At 69.2% G+C, this 16,934-nt stretch carries 12 protein-coding genes and 4 pseudogenes; 11 read left to right on the top strand and 5 right to left on the bottom strand.

Annotation, left to right across the window (positions count from 1 at the left end; translation table 11 throughout):
• Positions 1-597 precede the first annotated feature (597 nt).
• Together AQJ66_RS40200 and AQJ66_RS40195 are read left to right on the top strand one after the other, a co-directional pair.
• Entirely contained in the window at positions 598-825 is a 228-nt protein-coding gene (locus tag AQJ66_RS40200) for a helix-turn-helix domain-containing protein (RefSeq protein ID WP_244162915.1), read from the top strand.
• 29 nt (positions 826-854) lie between these two features.
• Positions 855-1,320: pseudogene (locus AQJ66_RS40195) on the top strand (transposase).
• Between the two features lie 54 nt (positions 1,321-1,374).
• Here AQJ66_RS40195 and AQJ66_RS24405 read toward each other — a convergent pair.
• The 3 genes and pseudogenes from AQJ66_RS24405 to AQJ66_RS39005 form a co-directional block, all read right to left on the bottom strand.
• Complete coding sequence (locus AQJ66_RS24405; protein ID WP_061926257.1) at positions 1,375-2,805, bottom strand: eCIS core domain-containing protein; 1,431 nt, start codon at positions 2,803-2,805, stop codon at positions 1,375-1,377.
• A gap of 281 nt (positions 2,806-3,086) precedes the next feature.
• A pseudogene (locus AQJ66_RS24400) lies at positions 3,087-3,983 on the bottom strand (transposase); the annotation flags it as partial.
• A 727-nt stretch (positions 3,984-4,710) separates the two neighbouring features.
• Positions 4,711-4,890 carry a hypothetical protein gene (locus AQJ66_RS39005; RefSeq protein WP_159052616.1) on the bottom strand — a complete coding sequence of 60 codons (180 nt, stop codon included), beginning with the start codon at positions 4,888-4,890 and terminating at the stop codon, positions 4,711-4,713.
• A gap of 191 nt (positions 4,891-5,081) precedes the next feature.
• Between AQJ66_RS39005 and AQJ66_RS24395 the strand changes: the two genes are divergently transcribed.
• Both AQJ66_RS24395 and AQJ66_RS24390 read left to right on the top strand, forming a co-directional pair.
• Complete coding sequence (locus tag AQJ66_RS24395; protein ID WP_061926255.1) at positions 5,082-5,357, top strand: hypothetical protein; 276 nt, start codon at positions 5,082-5,084, stop codon at positions 5,355-5,357.
• A 384-nt stretch (positions 5,358-5,741) separates the two neighbouring features.
• Complete coding sequence (locus AQJ66_RS24390) at positions 5,742-6,284, top strand: DUF4232 domain-containing protein (protein ID WP_061926253.1); 543 nt, start codon at positions 5,742-5,744, stop codon at positions 6,282-6,284.
• Positions 6,285-6,345: 61 nt separating this feature from the next.
• On the opposite strand, the pseudogene AQJ66_RS38440 reads toward AQJ66_RS24390, so the two are convergent.
• Positions 6,346-6,471, bottom strand: a pseudogene (locus AQJ66_RS38440) (IMP dehydrogenase); the annotation flags it as partial.
• Positions 6,472-7,436: 965 nt separating this feature from the next.
• Here AQJ66_RS38440 and AQJ66_RS39740 point away from each other — a divergent pair.
• The 7 genes and pseudogenes from AQJ66_RS39740 (at position 7,437) to AQJ66_RS24360 (ending at position 14,684) form a co-directional block, all read left to right on the top strand.
• A complete protein-coding gene (locus tag AQJ66_RS39740; RefSeq protein WP_208611441.1) occupies positions 7,437-7,910 on the top strand; it encodes a hypothetical protein in 474 nt (157 codons plus the stop codon).
• Positions 7,911-8,048: 138 nt separating this feature from the next.
• A complete protein-coding gene (locus AQJ66_RS41010) occupies positions 8,049-8,432 on the top strand; it encodes an 8-oxoguanine DNA glycosylase OGG fold protein (RefSeq protein ID WP_425264300.1) in 384 nt (127 codons plus the stop codon).
• Between the two features lie 66 nt (positions 8,433-8,498).
• Positions 8,499-9,157, top strand: a pseudogene (locus AQJ66_RS24380) (IS701 family transposase); the annotation flags it as partial.
• A 397-nt stretch (positions 9,158-9,554) separates the two neighbouring features.
• On the top strand, positions 9,555-10,430 hold the full coding sequence (locus AQJ66_RS24375; protein WP_061926249.1) for a polysaccharide deacetylase family protein: 876 nt from the start codon (positions 9,555-9,557) through the stop codon (positions 10,428-10,430).
• A 309-nt stretch (positions 10,431-10,739) separates the two neighbouring features.
• The gene (locus AQJ66_RS24370) at positions 10,740-11,864 is read left to right on the top strand and encodes an alpha/beta hydrolase (RefSeq protein WP_061926247.1); all 1,125 of its coding nucleotides are present in this window, start codon (positions 10,740-10,742) and stop codon (positions 11,862-11,864) included.
• Between the two features lie 658 nt (positions 11,865-12,522).
• On the top strand, positions 12,523-13,368 hold the full coding sequence (locus AQJ66_RS24365; protein ID WP_244162914.1) for a trypsin-like serine peptidase: 846 nt from the start codon (positions 12,523-12,525) through the stop codon (positions 13,366-13,368).
• Between the two features lie 896 nt (positions 13,369-14,264).
• Positions 14,265-14,684, top strand: a complete 420-nt coding sequence (locus AQJ66_RS24360; RefSeq protein ID WP_079060389.1) for a ribonuclease domain-containing protein — start codon at positions 14,265-14,267, stop codon at positions 14,682-14,684.
• 141 nt (positions 14,685-14,825) lie between these two features.
• Here the strand turns inward: AQJ66_RS24360 and AQJ66_RS41005 are convergent, their stop codons facing one another.
• Positions 14,826-16,745: a glycosyltransferase family 39 protein gene (locus tag AQJ66_RS41005; protein ID WP_425264299.1), complete on the bottom strand. Its 1,920-nt coding sequence runs from the start codon at positions 16,743-16,745 to the stop codon at positions 14,826-14,828.
• Positions 16,746-16,934: the final 189 nt, after the last annotated feature.

The raw sequence follows: 16,934 nt of genomic DNA, 5'->3' as shown, positions 1-16,934 counted from the left end.
TGCCGGGATACTCGACGTCCCGGCCCGGGTCGTACGTCCGGCACTACGGGACACCGGGTATGCGCCGGCTACCGAGCCTCGCAACATACACACCGGAAACGTCAGCCCACGGCTCCAGCGTCGGCCTCTGCGTTCTCCTGATCCTTGGCCACCGGCTTCCGCTCCAACGGTCTCTCCGTACCGTATGAGAGACCGCCTAGTACTCCAGCTGATGGCGGGGGCGCCGTTCCTACCCGCGGGTCCGTAGTGGCGTGCGCGGGGTGCTCCCATCCCGCACACCATCGACCCAGGCAGAGCCGAGCAGACGCGGCCCATGGCGTCCAGGTCGTTCGTACAGTGGCGCGCTCCACCTGGACGCCAGGAACCACGCCCGCTCCACGGTGCGTGGGTCGACGGCGGACGCGATGGGAGCTGGGGTGCGTGGTGGGTAGCGATGCGGCTTCGACGTACACGGTTCGAAGAACTCAAGGCGGCACGCCCCGAGATCGGCCCCAGACTAGAGGTTGTTACGTAACTGCAGGTCAGGAGTGAGATGATCTTGTTGTGGCTGGTGTGATCACGGCGTCGGAGCCCTCGCGGACTGGTCCATTCACCGGGTTGAGCCCGCGGCAGTTCGCCAAGCTGATCACCGCGCTGCGGCGTGAGGGGGCCGATCCGGTTCGCGAGGGCCGGCCGTGGTCGCTGCAGTTGGAGGACCGGGTGCTGCTGGTGGCCGCGTACCGGCGCACCAACCTCACCCTGCGCCGACTCGCCCCGCTGTTCGGCATCTCCAAGTCGGCGGCCGATTGGATCGTCGACCACCTTAAGGCGGCTCTCGGCCTCTAGCCCCGGCGGCGGGGTTCCGCAAGGACACTGTGCTCATCGTGGACGGCACACTGGTCCCCACCCGCGACCGAGCCGTGGCCGCCTCCAGCAAGAACTACCGCTACTCCACCAACCACCAGGTCGTCGTCGACGCCGACACCCGCCTCGTCGTCGCTGTCGGCAAGCCACTGCCCGGCAACCGCAACGACTGCCGGGCCTGGGAGGAGTCCGGCGCCAAGGCCGCCGTCGGCGCAACCCCCACGGTGATCGCCGACGGCGGCTACCGGGGCACCCGGCCTGACCATCCCGCACTACCGCCGGCACAAGAACGAGGAACTGCCGGCCTGGAAGGAGGACCACGACGCCTCGCACCGCCGCGTCCGCGCTCGCATCGAGCACACCTTCGCCCGCATGAAGAGCTGGAAGATCCTGCGCGACTGCCGCCTGAAAGGCGACGGCGTCCACCACACCATGCTCGGCATCGCCCGCCTCCACGACCTCGCCCTCGCCGGGTGACGGGGAAACAATGCTGGTCATCCAGCATGCCGTAGATCATTTACGGGACAGCGCTCAGGACCCGTACATCGCCTTTTTGTAGGCGACGATCTTCTGCGCCTCGGCCAATTTCCTCGCAGGTTCGATCGAGCTCATATGCTGCGCCATGGCCATCGGATCCTGCACCTTGAGAAGGAACTCGGCCATCTCCTCCTTCTTGACCACCTCGCGGAACTCCCCCTCGGTCAGCGGAGCCAGTTTCTCCACCCCCCGGTCCTTCCGCTCGATCCCGACGATGTCGTAGGGCGCTCCCTGCCGCGCGATCCAGCCGCTCTCGCTACCGGTCGCGCCCTTCGCCAGGTACTTCCTCTTGATCTTGATGGTGAGCACGATGCCGAAGGAGGCTTCCGCGGCGAACCCGGTGGCGATATCGGACTTCGTCGAGAACTCGATGAGCTTGGCGACATCGTCGTTGCGCTCCTGGTTCACGTATCCCCGGACATGCTCGGGATCGGGCTTCGTGGCATCCTCGTCGGGCTTCGCCGTCATCTTCGAAAGGCTTATGAAGGAGCCGCGGATGACCTCCTTCTCCATGGCCTTCCGCTGCGTGGGCGTGATGCCGCGCTGGAGGATCACTTCCTGTTCGCTGTCCTCGGGCAGCGACGCGATGTGGTCCTCACCGCTGAGTTCCAGCGGACCGTCCTGGAGGGCGATCCGCCGCCCTTCCTCCGACGACTGTCCTTCCTCCAGCATCCGCTGCACGGGCCCGGCGGAGGCGTTCGCCCCCGGCTGCGACGCGACGAGGGACGGGGCGGTCCGCTGACCGGCGGCGTAGGCGTTACCGTCCCGCTCGGCGGCCCGTTCGGAGTCCTGGCGCGGGTTGGTGACGGTGACTCCGGCGCCGTTGCTGTGGCCCGTCTCGGGCACGCCCTTGAGGTTCTTGTCGACGTGGCTGAGTTCGTGGCCGATCAGCTTCTCGCTGGCGGCGGCCCCGGCGGAGAGGAAGATGTGGTTGCCGACGGTCATGGCCGCGGCCCCCATGGCCTCCGTGGCACGCTGGGCCACCACGTCGCGGTGGACGCGCGTGGAAGCGAGGGCGTCGTTCTGGTAAAACGCCCCCGCCTTCGCCACAACCGACGAGGGCAGCGCCTCGCTCGACGACTTCATGGCGGCGGCCAACAGCGCGCTCTGCCCCTCCGGCCCGGTGTCGTGACCGTGCGCATGCCCGTGCTCGTCCTCGGCCCGCGCCACGGTGACATCGGTCGCGGACCGCTGCACAGCCGCCGCCTGCGCCCGGTGCCCGCACGCCGGACCGTGCTGATGGGGCGCCTGCGCCTCCGGCGGCCCGCCACGCCGCACCATCTCGGCCACGGCCCTGTTCCCGGCGGCGCTCTGGAGGGCGAGCATCCGTTGCACGGTCGCTCCGGCGGAGGAAGGAGCCACTCGCGGCCGCTGGGGTGCCTGCCCCTTCACCGTCATGACGCCCTCGTCGCGGGCCAGCCTCATACCTTTTCCTCCAGCGGTTCGAAGGCTCACCGTCGCACGGCCGATGGGGACACCACCAGAGCCTTGTGGGCAGGGTTGAGGTCCTGCGGGGCACCGTCGAATGCCCCGTTGCGTGGGCGTGGGCACGGTCACTGTGGCGGCCAGCGAGAGAAAAAGCCCGGCTCGGAGAATGACCAAGCTGGGCTTTGACACGGCAGCTGGTTTTCGGAGTCTGGGCAGGCTGAGCGCCCGGCTGTCGCGTCGGGTGTGCGCCGGGTTCCACGGCTCCGGTCGGGGTGGTGCTACTCGTAGGGACGGAACGCTGCTGTTGAGCCGGGGTTCGGGAGGGCGTGGAGCCGGTCCAGGGCATCGGTGATCACGTCGTTCCAGGGCCAGTGCCCGGTGAAGCGGAGGTAGCAGCGGCGGCCGGTGGTGACGAGCTGAGCAGCGGTGGAGAACAGCCGAAGCCGCAGGCGGCGGGGCTCCCAGAGCCGGGCCTGGCCGATGAGGGCGAGCAGGGGCATCCAGGCGAGCAGGTCAAGGGCGATCTGGACGATCTCCAGCCAGATCTGGTTCTGTGCGGCCTCGTGGAGGGGGAGGTTGCGCAGGCCGGTGACGCGGGCGGCGCGGATGCGGTCCTCGGCCCGGGCCCGCTGCCGGTGGCGCAGTTCGAGGGCGGCGATCGCCTCGCTGGCCGTGTTGGTGGCGAAGCAGGTCAACCGCATGCCGTCGGCGTCGGTGAAGCACAGTTGGGCACCGGGGTGCGGCCGTTCCTTGCGCAGGATCAGCCGTAGCCCCTTCGGCCAGCTGGTCAGGCAGTCGCCGGCGAGTTCGGCGGCCCAGGCGCCGTCGCGGATCTCGCCGTCAGGTTCCACTGCGGGCGTCCAGGCCAAGGCCGGGATCTTCAGGACGGCCTGGTGGATGGCATCGGTGATGGTCATGCCGACCGAGTACGACAGCCACCTTCCGCGCTGGGCGAGCCAGGCGACGAACTCGTGGTGCCGCCGCCGGAGTCGGTGCGGATCAGCGTCTGCCGGCCGCGCCGGAGTCGTTTTTGGGAGCTGGACCAGGGCCAGCCTGGTGGCCTCGATGTGGCCGGCGGCGGTGTTGGAGCCCGCGTTGCCGGGCCGCAGCAGGCCCACGACCGGCTCACCGGACCCGCCGCGGCCGTGGCCGACGAACCCCATCAGCGGGTGGTGGCCGAACGTCTTCTTGCCCCTTCAAGGCCACCGTGCTCCACGAAGGCCCGGCGCAGGACGCCGGGCCGGGCGCGGCCCGGCTCGCGTTCCTATGCCACGTGCACACCGTCGGCCTGGACGGGCGACCCGGCACCGCGGACCACCCTGGCACCGGCACGGTGCCGCGCGGCACCGTGCTTGACTACCGGTCCCCGAAGGAATGCTCCAGTCGCACGCCGACCTGTGGCTGACACCGCTGACCGGCAGCGTACGGCGGCGCACGGTCCGGGGCCTGGACCCGGCCGATCGCGTGCTGCACGCCCGGTCGAAGAGGCAGAGGCCGCCGGCGAGGACAGCCCACTGCAGAGCATGCCGGCGGTCATGGCCGCGGCCCTGCTCCCGGTGGTGAAGGGTGCAAGTGCTGCCAATCGGCTGAGGAGTGCAGCGCAGTAATCGCACGGCCCAGTCGGCAGGCGGGTGGCCCCGGCCCGGCGTGCCTTCGGCGAAGCGTCAGGCCTCGCCGACCTCAGGAGCGCCCAAGGTCAGGGTTTCCCCGAGGGAAATGTAGGTCTGCAAGAAGATGAAGCGGGGCTCGCCAAGGGTGACCTCGGCATGAGTGCCGGCCGAGCACCGCTCATAGAGAACCGAACCGGTCAGTGAGGGCCGGGCAGGCCGACCGGGCCTCACCACCTTCCGCCCCCGGGGGTGGGGTGGCCTTTCGGCTGCCCCACCTGGCGTCATCTGTTGATCATCGCCGGCAGGAGGCCCAGACCATGGATCCCTGGTCGCCGCTGACGACGATGCGCAGGTGGTCGAGGCGCTGGAGCGCGCTGGTCTTGGTGTGGAAGGCCTTGTGGGGGTTGCACGTGACCTTGCCGCTGTCCGCGATGTAGCGCCCGGCTTCGACGTTGTAGATCCGCACCCGCACTTTGGCGTGGGTGTTGTAGCACCGCAGGTACGCGTACGCGGTCTTGCCCTTCGACCGGTACGGCTGCGAGACCCTTCTTGCCGTGCTGGGTCAGGTACGAGCCAGGAATCCAGCCAGGCGGCGGTGAACCTTCCGCGCCGGGCCCACGTCTTCCTGTGCGACCGCCCCCTCACGCGCAGGAGCATCAGACCGTGGACGACAAGGCCGTTGAGCGGACCGACGAGCCCAACTACGTCGCGGGACCCTGGTGGGCGGACCTGGGAACGTGGGGGGCTGTCGCACTGATCGTTCTCGGGTGCATAGCGGCAGCATGGGTCTTTCTCGGGCTGCCCGGCACCCCGCAGGAGCCCGCGTCCGGCTACCACGGGGCCGCCAAGCTCATCGCCATCGGCCTGGTGACCGTGGGATGCACCCTGATGAGCCGACGCCGTGGCCAACCCGCGGCCGGCGAGAAGACGAACGAGTAGGAACACGCCTGAAGCCACCAGCTGGTGAGCGCCGAGACTCGGCAAACGGAACCCTTCCGCTGTAAGGCGGGCAGCATCGTCCCGGTGCCCCAAGCGGGCAGTGACCCTGTCCTCGACCAGGGGTGATCACGGAGATCGCGCAACGGCCGCGCGGGGCGAACGGGGCTCGCCGGCGTAGGCGTCCCCAAGTGAGGCTTCGGCCCAGCTCAGCAGCAACCCGCACGACTCAGCGGCTCGGGCAGAGACGGCACCATGCCCCCACCGTACGCGGCGGAAGAGGATGCCCGGCGCAACGAACCGCCGCCGGGCATCGAGCGTCTACAGGTGCGTGGGTGCGCACTGACCTCGCGCACCGAGTCGTATTCGAGGGGAACCGAACACGTCATGAAGACCACAATGACCACCATGGCCCTTGCGGCGATCGTCGCCGCCGGCACCGCCGTCGCCGCCGTCCCGGCGTCGGCCGCCACCGCCAAGGCCGCGCCGACGCGTTGCCACACCGCCGACCTGAAGGCCGGTTTCGCCACCGGGGACGACGCGAAGCCGGAGATGGGGCGGACCGGGAAGCAGACGCAGGCGTTCATCTGGTTCACCAACAAGAGCAACCGCACCTGCACCCTGTCCGGCTTCGCCGGTGTCGACATGGTCGGCGCCCAGAGGACCGACGGCACCTGGTCCCTGGTGCGCTCGGCCAAGAGGCCCACGAAGATCACCCTGGGCCGGGGGGACACGACGGACTTCAGCATCAACCTGCTCCCCGTTGCCAGGTCCACGCCGCAGAAGGAGAAGTTCGTCCCCGCGACGTTCCTGGTCACCCCGCCGAACGAGACAAAGCACTTCACCCTGAAGTGGCCGTTCGGAGGCCAGATCCTGAAGCAGGACGGCGCCACCCACCCGGGCACCTACCTCAACCCGGTCGGACAGTAATCCCCCGCGGCCGCGCGGTCGGGGCCCCAGGAGGGCTTTGACCGCGCGGCGCTCGTCCATCGCCAGGCAGGACGCGGTCGATCAGGTCGGGTAGGAAGCGGCGCACGGGTGCCGGGCCGCCGCGCAGGCCGACCTGGGAGAAGAACAGCTCCTGTCCGTCGACGGCCACCTCGTGCCGGACGCCGCCGGGGCGACGAGTGCGGGGCCTGCCACCAGCAACCACGATGTGCTGCTCAGCCCTGCGGAGTTGTAGTGTTCCAGCAGTCGGCTCAGCATGATGCGGCAGTACTCGGCCAGCGGCCGGTGCTGGTCATCGTCCAGGACGCCGCCGTCGGCTCCCTGTATGACCGCGCGGGCTGGGACGCCCGGCGGGCGGTCCGACGGGGTCCGGCAGCACGACGCTCCGGCACTCGCCGTCGTGCTGTGGGCTCCGCGCCCTTCCTGCGTCGACGGACCAGCGGCCCTGTGGGCTCCGCCCGTGGCTGTACGCCCCCCGCCCGATGTCCGGGCCGCTGTACTCCGCCGGTCGCGCCCTGAGTCGCATCCCGGGTCCCGCCCTAGGTCGCGTCCCAGGTCGCAGCCTGGGTCGCGCCGAACATCGTCCCGGGGCCCACCAAAATCCCAGGTCATCGCCGTGGTTCCGGACGCTTCGACGCGCCGACCACTTCCCTGGGGAGCCCCCGGACGGGGCCCCGGTCCCGCCGGGTGTCCACAGATCCCGGCATGGCGATGACACGGCACTGGTACCCCTCCTCCCCCGTCGTGGACGGGCACCCGCTCCTGGATGCGCCGGGCTTCTGGCCCACACACATGGCTGACCTGTCCGAGGGCTTGCCACCAGAGGCGTTCGGCTCGGATCCGGGCGACATGGACGCCATAGCGCAGGCACGACCGCCCGGCTCGCAGACGGGGCAGCTCCTGGTCTCGTCCGTCGCCCGCAGGGGGCGCACCTGGACGGTGGTGGCCCTTACTGAGGGCCACGTGCGGCTGGCCGGCGAGGACGGTGAAGTAGCGGCGGCTTTACTGCGCTGCTGTTCGCCGATGCCGGGTTCGAGGTCCTGGATGCGCCGGGAGTGCCCAGGGTGCCGCCGCTGGGCTTGCTGGAGTCGTTGCCGGAGGCGGTGCGGGAACGAGCGCTGGTCTGGGAGCGGCATGTGGCGGGAGGTGGACACGGGGCGGCCGGCCGGGCCGGGCGCGGCAGGCCCGCCACGGGCGGAGTACGACCCGCAGACGCGGACGCCGGCGCAGCGCGAGGAGGCGAAGGCGGCGGAGCTGTCGGCGGCCGGCCTGCCCGCCAGCGTGGTGACGGTGCGGCGGATGCGGGCCCGCCATCGCCGGGAGGGGGTGTGGGGGCTGGTGGACCACCGGGCCACCCGGCCGCGGACCACGCTGGGGCATGCTGATGAGCGGGTGGTGGCCGCCCTGCGGGAGGTTCTGGAGACGGGGCGGGAGCGCTCCAGCGGAACGCTGGGACGGCTTCGGCTGTACACCGAGCGGCTGCTGGCCAGCAGTACGGGGACGGGGTGGTGCCGCTGCCCTCGAGTGCGACGTTCAACCGGCTCCTGCACGCCCTCGCCGACGGGCGCGGGCTGCTGGACAGTGCGCGCCAGCGCCGCTGGCGCGTAGCGAGGCCGGCTCCCCCGTTCGTCACCACGACGGTGATGGCGCCGGGTGAGCTGGTGATGACGGACAGCACTGCGCTGGACGCTTTCGTGGTGCTCGATGACGGGGTGGTGGAGCGTCCGGAGCTGACCACCGCGCTGGATGTGGCCACCACGCTGCACGAGCACGGCGCCGAAGCGGCCTACGCCGGGCTGCGGGGCCGCATTCCCGGGTTCGGCCCGTCATCTACACCGAGTTCCTGTACTTCGCCAGCAAGACAGTGCCGCCGGCAGCCGGTCCCACCGAGTTCTGGCCCGGCGCCTGCGATTCCTGGCCCAAGCGGTCGGTCGGGAGACCGGCCACGACCCCGACGGCTCGATCGCCCGCTGGGTCTGCCGCGACAGGAACTGGTCACCGCACCGCTACGCGGTCTACCTCTCCTTCATGCACGCCGCCGCCCACCAGACAGCATCCACCGACGGCTGGCCGTCCGACGCCTCACCCGACCTACTCGAATACGCCCTGTTCAGCACCGGGTGGACGTGAACACCCCGGCCCTGCACGCCTGTCGCGCTGCCGAAACGGCAGCCGCACCGGCCGCCGCCCGCACGCGCTCTCCAGACGAAGGTGGCCATGGCCAAGGCGATGGTCAGACGTGTCATCGCCGGTCGCATCCCGTTTCCGGTGGGTGACCGCGGACGCCGCTCACGGCTTCAGCAAGGGCCGGCGGTCCGAGCTGGAGCAGGCAGACATCTTTCACGTCATGGCCACCACCCGCCACGACACCGTCGTCACCCGCTGGGCCATCGATCACCCCGTCCACGACATCTTTCCCGGCCTGCCGAGGCAGAAATGGAAGCGCCGTTCCTGCGGAGACGGCGCCCACGATCGGCGCATCTACAGTTGGGCACGCGTTGAGGTAAGGACCTGGCACCGCGAGGACCGCCGGCACTGGGTTCTCGCCCGCCGAAGCGTCAGCCGCCCCGAGGAGATCTTCTACGACATCGCCTACTGCCCCGCCGAGACCACGCTTGATGAGCTGATCCGCATCGCGGGCGGCCGGTGGGCCATCGAGGAGTGCTTCCAGAGCGCCAAGCAGGAATGCGGTCTGGACGACTACCGAATCCGCCGCTACCCCGGCGGGCACCGCCACATGACGCTCGCCATGGCCGCCCACTCATGCGTGACCGCCTGCGAGCCCGAGAGCTGGACACGGACAAGGCGGAAACGGATCCTCCCAACTCTCCACCTCAGCCTCGCCGACCGCCGACCCACACCCGCCGAGCACATCCTGCACTGGTCGACCTGGCGCCGACGACGACACCAGGTCCGTAACGACCACTACAAACGACGCGGACACAGTCCTTGACCTGGCCAGCAGTCACAGCGAGCACCGTTGCAGCACCAGCCGGTCTACACGTCTCCAACAGCGAGCGCGGCAGGAGACCTCGGGGCCAAGCGGTTGCGCGACTCCTTCACCCGCCGCACCGCCGCCTCCTGCCGGACGTCGGCTGTGATGGCCCGCATCGTGCCGGGGGCGATGTGGGCTCTGGCCGTATTCTCACCCTCCGCTGAACTTCGCCTTTCATACCGCTGAACTTCGCTTTTCCTACCGCGGTTACCTTCCAGCAGAGTCAAGGTCAGCTTTGCAGTCAGGAGACCGGTGCGGTGAAGCGACGCAACACAGGCGGCAGGTTCTACGCCCCGCTGGTCAGCGTGCTCCTGGCTGTGTCCGTAGGCGGCTGCGGCATGAGCGGTGGCAACGCAACCGGCCCGGCGGCCACCTCGTCGGCGTCCGCCGGCGTCGGCGGCACGCCCGGGACCGCGTCGCACATCACGGCTGAGCCTGCCGCCTGGCGCAAGTGGGGCCTGACGCCGCTGCCCGCGACTCCCGAGCCCCCCGCGGACAAACCCATCAAGCTGTCCGCGACGGGCCCGATCCCGGTCTTCACGCATGTACCGACATCCCAGAAGGTCGTCTTCATCACCGTCGACGACGGACTGGAAAAGGACCCCAAGTTCATCGAGATGATGCGGGACCTGAAAATCCCGATCACGATGTTCCTGATGAACGACGCCATCAAGTCGGACTACGGGTACTTCAGGCCACTGCAGGCGATGGGCAACCACATCCAGAACCACACCCTGCACCATCCCGCGATGAACACCATTCCGCTGAACCGCCAGAAGCAAGAGGTGTGCGGCGACCAGAAGATCCTCACCCAGCGGTTCGGCACCGCCCCGTTCCTCTTCCGGCCGCCCTACGGGGCGTACAACAACAACACCAAGATCGCGGTGGGAGATTGCGGCCCGCGAGCGATCGTCTGGTGGCGCGAATCCATGCAGGTACGCAATATGCAGTACCAAGAGCCAGGCAAGAAGCTGCGTCCCGGCGACATCATCCTCGCCCACTTCCGCGGCCCTGCGGAGCTCAAGGGCACCACCATGACGGAGATGTTCGCGAATCTGCTCAAGCGCATCCGGGAACAGGGCTTCGCGGTGGCCCGCCTGGAGGACTACATCCAGCCGCCAGCCGGACACTGAACCGACCAGAAGTCAGTGTGCTTCATAGCCGGGCCGCGCGGTATGCGCCGCGACTGGATCGGGTCGGAATCTCGCCCGAGATTTGCCCATCTATCTGATAGACATCGCATCTCGCAGTTCTGCGAGATACCCCCGATTTGGGCCCGATCGGATATCCGGCGACATTGCGCCCCTTGAGAGGGTTGTCCAGGGAGGAGAGGTTCACTCCCCACCGGAAAGTCGGGTCAAAGGCCAAGGAAGGCCCCGAGCAAGCCCTCGCAACAAAGTGCGGGCGGGTGCCGGGCAGAAAGCGCAGGCAGGTAACAGCCCATGGGTCTCACAAGCAACAAAGTGCTGATGCTGGCGATCGTCCTCGCCGTCGTACTGTTCCTCGGCACGGTATGGCTGTGGCCGCGCCTGGCCCGGCGGAACTGGCGGGCCGTCAGCGGACGGTTCGGGCTGCTGCTCGCCACCCAGGTGGCGGCCCTCGCCACGGTGGGACTCGCAACCAACCAGGCGTTCGGCTTCTACGCCAGCTGGTCCGACCTGTTCGGCCAGGAGACCGGCCAGGGAGTAGTCGTCGACCACGTGGCGGAGGGCGGCAGCAGCCCCGTCCAAGTGCTCTCCGCCTCCCCTGTCATCGGTGCGAGCAGCGCGCTGCCGCAGGTGGCCGGGCAGGTCCAGAAGGTCGACATCATCGGCCGTACGACGCATCTGGCCACGCCGGCGTTCGTGTACCTACCCCCGGAGTACTTCCAGCCGCAGAACCACGCGCGCAAGTTCCCGGTGTCCGTCGTTCTCACGGGTTACCCGGGCACGGCCCAGGCGCTGGTGGACAAGCTGAACTACCCGAGCACAGTTCAGCAGCTGGCCAAAAGAGGGAAGATGCAGCCGATGATCCTGGTGATGCTACGTCCGACCGTGGCGCCGCCGCGGGACACCGAGTGCGTCGACGTTCCCGGCGGCCCGCAGACCGAAACGTTCTTCGCCAAGGATCTGCGCGATTCAGTGATGGCCCGCTACCGGGTCGACAAGACGCCCGCCAGCTGGGGCATCGCCGGCGACTCGACCGGCGGATACTGCGCACTCAAGATCGCCATGCACCACCCGCGTTCGTACGCGGCCGCAGCGGGCCTGTCGCCGTACTACAAGGCGCAGATCGACCCCACCACCGGGGATCTCTTCCACGGCGACAAGAACCTGCAGCACCGTGCCGACCTCTTCTGGGCGCTCAAGCATCTGGCCGCCCCCGAGACGTCGCTGCTCGTCACCAGCAGCAGAGTCGGTGAGCACAACTACAAGGACACGCTCAAGTTCATAAAGGGTGTGCAGGGCACAAACGTGACCAGAATTTCGTCGATCATCCTTTCGAACGGCGGGCACAACTTCAACACCTGGAAGCGGGAGATCCCGCCGATGCTGCAGTGGATGAGCGAGCGGCTGGTCGCACACTGAGCCACCGGTGCCTGGCGCCCCGAACTGGTGGTGTGGCCGGCCGCAAACGGCCCTACAGGCGCTCGAACGCCAGGCGTCCGGGCCGGACGGCGCATTCGTGCCCGTTGAGGGGGATGCACTCCGGCGCGCCACGCGGGCCGCCCTGACCCAGTTCGCATCGCGCGGCAGATCGGGGGCTTTCAGCTCACCCCCGATGCTCGCCTCTGCCGTCGCCGCTCTGGTCGAGGAACATCTTGCGGGTGTTCTCCTGGACCCGTTCTGCGGAACCGGATCACTCCTCTGGGCAGCCCCTTGAACAGTGCGGCCGACCGAGAAGCCGTCGTCGACTTTCTCGGGTACGAGTTCGACGCGCAGATCACCGCACCGGCAGCCGGCATCGGCCAGGACACACCAAGGCACGTAGTGATCGAGAAGGGCGACAAGTTTGCGGCGCCAGACGTCATCATCACGGCGCCCCCCTCTCCGTCTCTCCTTGAGCGACCGGCATCTGCTTCTGAACGGATCGACCACTTCCGCCGGTGACACGGCAGCAGTAGCGACCAGGGTGCCGACGACCGATCCGGGCGGGGGATTGTGACGGGAGCCTCCCGGTCAAGCACCTCCCGAACTTGCGGCCCGCGTCGATAATGACCTTGTGCGCTCGCTAGTCAGGAATGCCGTGCTGCCGCTGACGCTGGTCATCGTCGGGGCAGCCGCAGTGATGGGCGACGCCGCGGGGCAAACCCATGCGGCCAGAAGCAGCGGGCGCAGCGGTTTCGGCAAGTCCGGCGAGCCGGGCCAGTCCCAGCGGGGCCAGGACCAGGACCTCCCCGCGACGGCGCCGGCCAAGGACGGCAACGCGTACACCCCCCGCAGGACCGAGGAGAACGCCCGGATCGGCGCGGTCTTCGAGAAGGACGACCAGGGCGCCCACTTCTGCACGGCGAGCGTGGTGCAGAGTCCGGGCCGGAACATGCTGATCACCGCGGCCCACTGCGTCTTCGACGCCGACTCCGGACAGCCGCTGAACGACTTGGTCTTCGCCCCCGGCTACCGCAACGGCGACGAACCCGCCGGCCTGTGGAAGGTCAGCAAGGTGGTCGTCGACGACCGCTGGGCCAAGTCGCAGGACGAGGACCTCGACGTCGCCTTCCTCGTTCTGGACCAGAAGGACGGCAAGAACATTCAGGACGTCCTTGGCGGCAACACTCTCGGTACAGATCGCGGCTTCGACAACAAGGTCAAGATCACCGGCTACCCCACCCGCCGCGACACCCCCGTCTCGTGCCAGAACCGCACCACGAAGTTCAGCGACACCCAGCTGCGCATCCAGTGCACCCACCTCGCGGACGGGACCAGCGGCAGCCCCTGGCTCACCGACTACGACCCCAAGAGCCACACCGGCACCGTCATCGGCGTCCTGGGCGGCCACGAGGGCGGCGGCAACCAGGACGATGTCTCCTACGCCGCATATTTCGACGACGACATCGCCAAGCTCTACCGGCGCGCCCAGGACGAGGACTGAGCCCAGCTCATCCGCATCTCGCTCACGTCGAAGGGCTGATGCCGCGAAGCGTGCCGGGGAGGGCTGAGCGGCCGAGAGCGATCCTGGGGCGAGTCGACGGCTGACGACACGGTTGCGGTGGCGCAAGGGAAGCCTTGCTTCTGAAGCCTTTCGACGATGTGTGCATCCCATCCCCAGGCCCGCCCCGCATGGACGACACCAAGCCGGATGGCGTGATCCACGCAGCAAGGTCCGCGCCCGGTCGAAGGAGAAGTAGTCGCCATAGGCCCGAACCTCCTGCTCTGGTCTCCACGATGCCCTACCAACGGCTCATCGCCGTCCGGACCACCCTGCCAAATCTGCTCGAGATGTGAGCTGTGCAGGTGCCGCGTCTTCTGCCGTAGCGGCGTCCAACCGAGCAGATGCGAGGTCCAGACCTTTGGTCCGACAGCCACCGAGCCGGCCGCGGCCCCGCGCCGATCGCGGCGATCGTAACCGACGGAAGATATCCGCCCACTCCCGCTCAGAACCCGCGCAACCAGCCGAGATACCCCTACACCGCGTGGCTCGTCGCCACCCGGTGGCGCGACTCCGCCACTTCGGAGCACAGCGTCGACCTGTTGGCAGACCTGACCCACCTGTTTGGCCGACGCCGCCGCCCTCGAGCGCAACCGACCGCCCTGCTCCACGGGTCGCGCGGGTCGACCTGAGGGCCGGGTCCGAGCCGACCGAGCCCATTCGTCCGAGGTGCGCCGTCCGGCCGCCGCAAACCGGAATCACACCTGGCCAACGACCATTTCTTACGCATCGACAGGTCCAAACGCAATTCCCCCCTCCCCGCAACCGGCGATACACCCGGATGCCACGCAAGAGGATCAGCATGTCATGTCCATGCGTCACTCTACTTGGAGGGTTCCTTGCTGACTCTGCGACGTCCCCAGCTCTCCTGGGCCAAGCGGTCCGCGGTGCTGTTCGCCGCCATCGCGTCCGTGCTCAGTGCGTCCGCCGTCAACAGCCCTGCCGCGAGTGCGGCGGTCTACGGCTCCTGCAGCGTCGGCGGATGCTCCGACGCGGCCTCGGCGAACTCTGCCTGGTCCGACCTCGGCTACCCGACCGCCCGGGGTTGGTACGACTGGCCGGACGGCGAGTGCAGCTACGCGGGCGGCGAGTTCTACAACAATGACGGGCAGTTGCCGTCCGGTGACACCTTCTACGAGTACGACGTCTACCCGCGCACCTGCGGCGCCCATCGGGACGCCTACCGGATCGTCGTCGACTCGAGCACTGGCGCGGTCTGGTATTCGCCCGACCACTACTCCGACTTCTACCAGCTCTGACACTCCGGCAGGACTTGAATCATCGGTCTGCTCAGGCGTCCGGGCGACTGTCGAGGGCTGAGGGCCACCGCTGTGTCATGGTCATACGGGCTACGAGGCCGTCCGCCGGCAGACGCCTCTTCCTGTCGGCGACCGGCACGGTCAGCCGCCGGCCCACGGAGCACGGGCGACCCGTGATCGCGGAGTGGAACAGGGAGCCGTAGTCACCGGCGATGACAGGCCCTCAGTGCTGCGGCCCGGGCCCCTCTCGTGACCCGGGCCGCAGTCGTACAGCGCCTCCGCCTGGTCGCCGGAGCCGTAGGCCGCCGAGGGCACGACCGTGCAGTGGCCGACGGTCCAGCGCACGATCACGGCAGTAGACGTGAGCGCTTGGCGCAGGCCCATGTTCGCCTCGGCACGCTTCAGGACGACGTAGCGCAGCCGGCCGGTGTCTATGAGCTCACGGAAGCCACCGGACGTCGGATACGGGACCCGGCCGGTGAACCCGCCCACGGGCAGAACGTGCGCGTTGGCGGAGATGATGTAGGGCGCGGCCTCCCCCCAGCCGGGCACTGCGGCCAGGTACTCGGCGCCGCCTCGGTGCGCGGTCAGGTAGGCCAGCAGGCGTTCCCGGGTCGGGGCGAGCTTCGCGAGCGGGTTGCCCACCCGATGGTTGGTGGGGCCCACCCGGCCCAGCGAGCCGGGCTGGTTGTAGCGCAGGGACAGCGCCGACGCCGACCAAACGGCCGGGATGAGCAGGACCGCGGCGAGCCCGGCGGCCAGGCCGGCCGCGACGAGGCGCGGCCGTCGGCGGATGCACGACAGAACCAGGGCGACCAGGCCGAGGGCTGCGGCGGTGGGGACGGACCAGGGGAAGAAGTGCGGGTACCACAGCGTCAGGGTCACGCACCAGGCGAGGTTCACGGCGATCACGCCGGGCAGCACCCAGGCCCGTCGACCGCCCCTGCGGCACGCCTGCCAGGCCCGCACGGCCCCGGCGCCGCCCATCGCGGCCAGCGCCACGGCGACGACACCCATGTAATAGGTGTGTCCGGTCACACTGCCGAAGCTGAACAACAGGAAGAACGTGACCAGCCACGACCCCCACAGCACATAGCCTGCCAGCACCCGGTCCGTGCGGGCCGCACGCCGCCGCCACAGCGCCCAAGCGCCGCCCGCGACCCCGAGCGCGGCCAGCGGGTACAGCCATCCGGTTTGAGTGGCGATCCCGGGGCTGAACATCTTCCAGACGCTGTCGCCCATGCCGGGCCCGGTGCCGGCCGTCCGCAAGCTCTCGTTGGGGGCGACGCTACCGGCGGCGGCCGCGTCGAGGCCGTGGAAGCGGGTCAGGAAGTTGTAGCCGACGACCAGACCATACGCCGAGTTGTCCGTGGTGCCGTCGAGGTAGGGGCGCTCGGACGCCGGGGTCAGCGTGGCCACCACCATCCACGACAGCGACACGCCGCACGCCACCGCGCCGGCCAGCGCGACGTCCAAGAGCCGACGGCGCAGAGCCGTAGGCGCGGCGACGAGGTAGGTCACAGCGAGGGCGGGCAGCACCGCCCAGGCCTCCAGCATTTTGCACTGGAAGGCGGCGCCCACCCATACCCCCGCGAGCAGCAGCCGGCGGCCCTGGCCCCGCTCGGTCGCCCGCTGGGTGGCCGCGGCGGCCAGAAGCAGCAGAAGGGCGAACGGCGAGTCCTCCGTGACGGACCGCCCCAGGCCGACGAACACGGGAGTGAGGGTCAAAAAGCCCGCCGCCAGCAGACCGGCCGGCACGCCCGCCCAGCGGCGTACCAGACCATGGAGCAGGACCACGCAGGCCATGCCTTCGACCGCCTGCGGCAGCACCAGCGCCCATGGACGAAAGCCGAAGACCAGCGCCGACAGGGCCTGCGGCCACAGGTAGCCGGGCAGCTTGTCGATCGTGATCGTGTTGCCCGGGTCGAAGGATCCGTAGAAGAAGGCGACCGGATTGTCGGTCATGCTGCGCACGCCGGCCGCGTAGAACGCATGGAACGAGCTGTCGTCCAGGCCCCACAGGGTGAGCAGGGCGGCGACCGTCACGATGCCCAGCAACACCGGGAGCTCGTACGCCGGCCGCGGTGTACCCGTGCGGGGCGCGGGTAGTGCCGATCCGCCGCCGCGGGGCCGGTTCAGCACGGCGGAGATGGCGCGCACGGTCGCTGGCTCGGCGCCTCGCTCTTGGGCCGGCTGGCTGTGGGGCGTGAACATGAACGACGGCCTTTCAGGGCTCCCGAAAACTCCATC

The organism is Streptomyces bungoensis (genome assembly GCF_001514215.1).
In the GTDB taxonomy this organism is placed as follows: Bacteria; Actinomycetota; Actinomycetes; order Streptomycetales; family Streptomycetaceae; genus Streptomyces; species Streptomyces bungoensis.
Note: the sequence above shows the minus strand (reverse complement) of the source record. Positions and strands in the feature narration are given on the sequence as shown.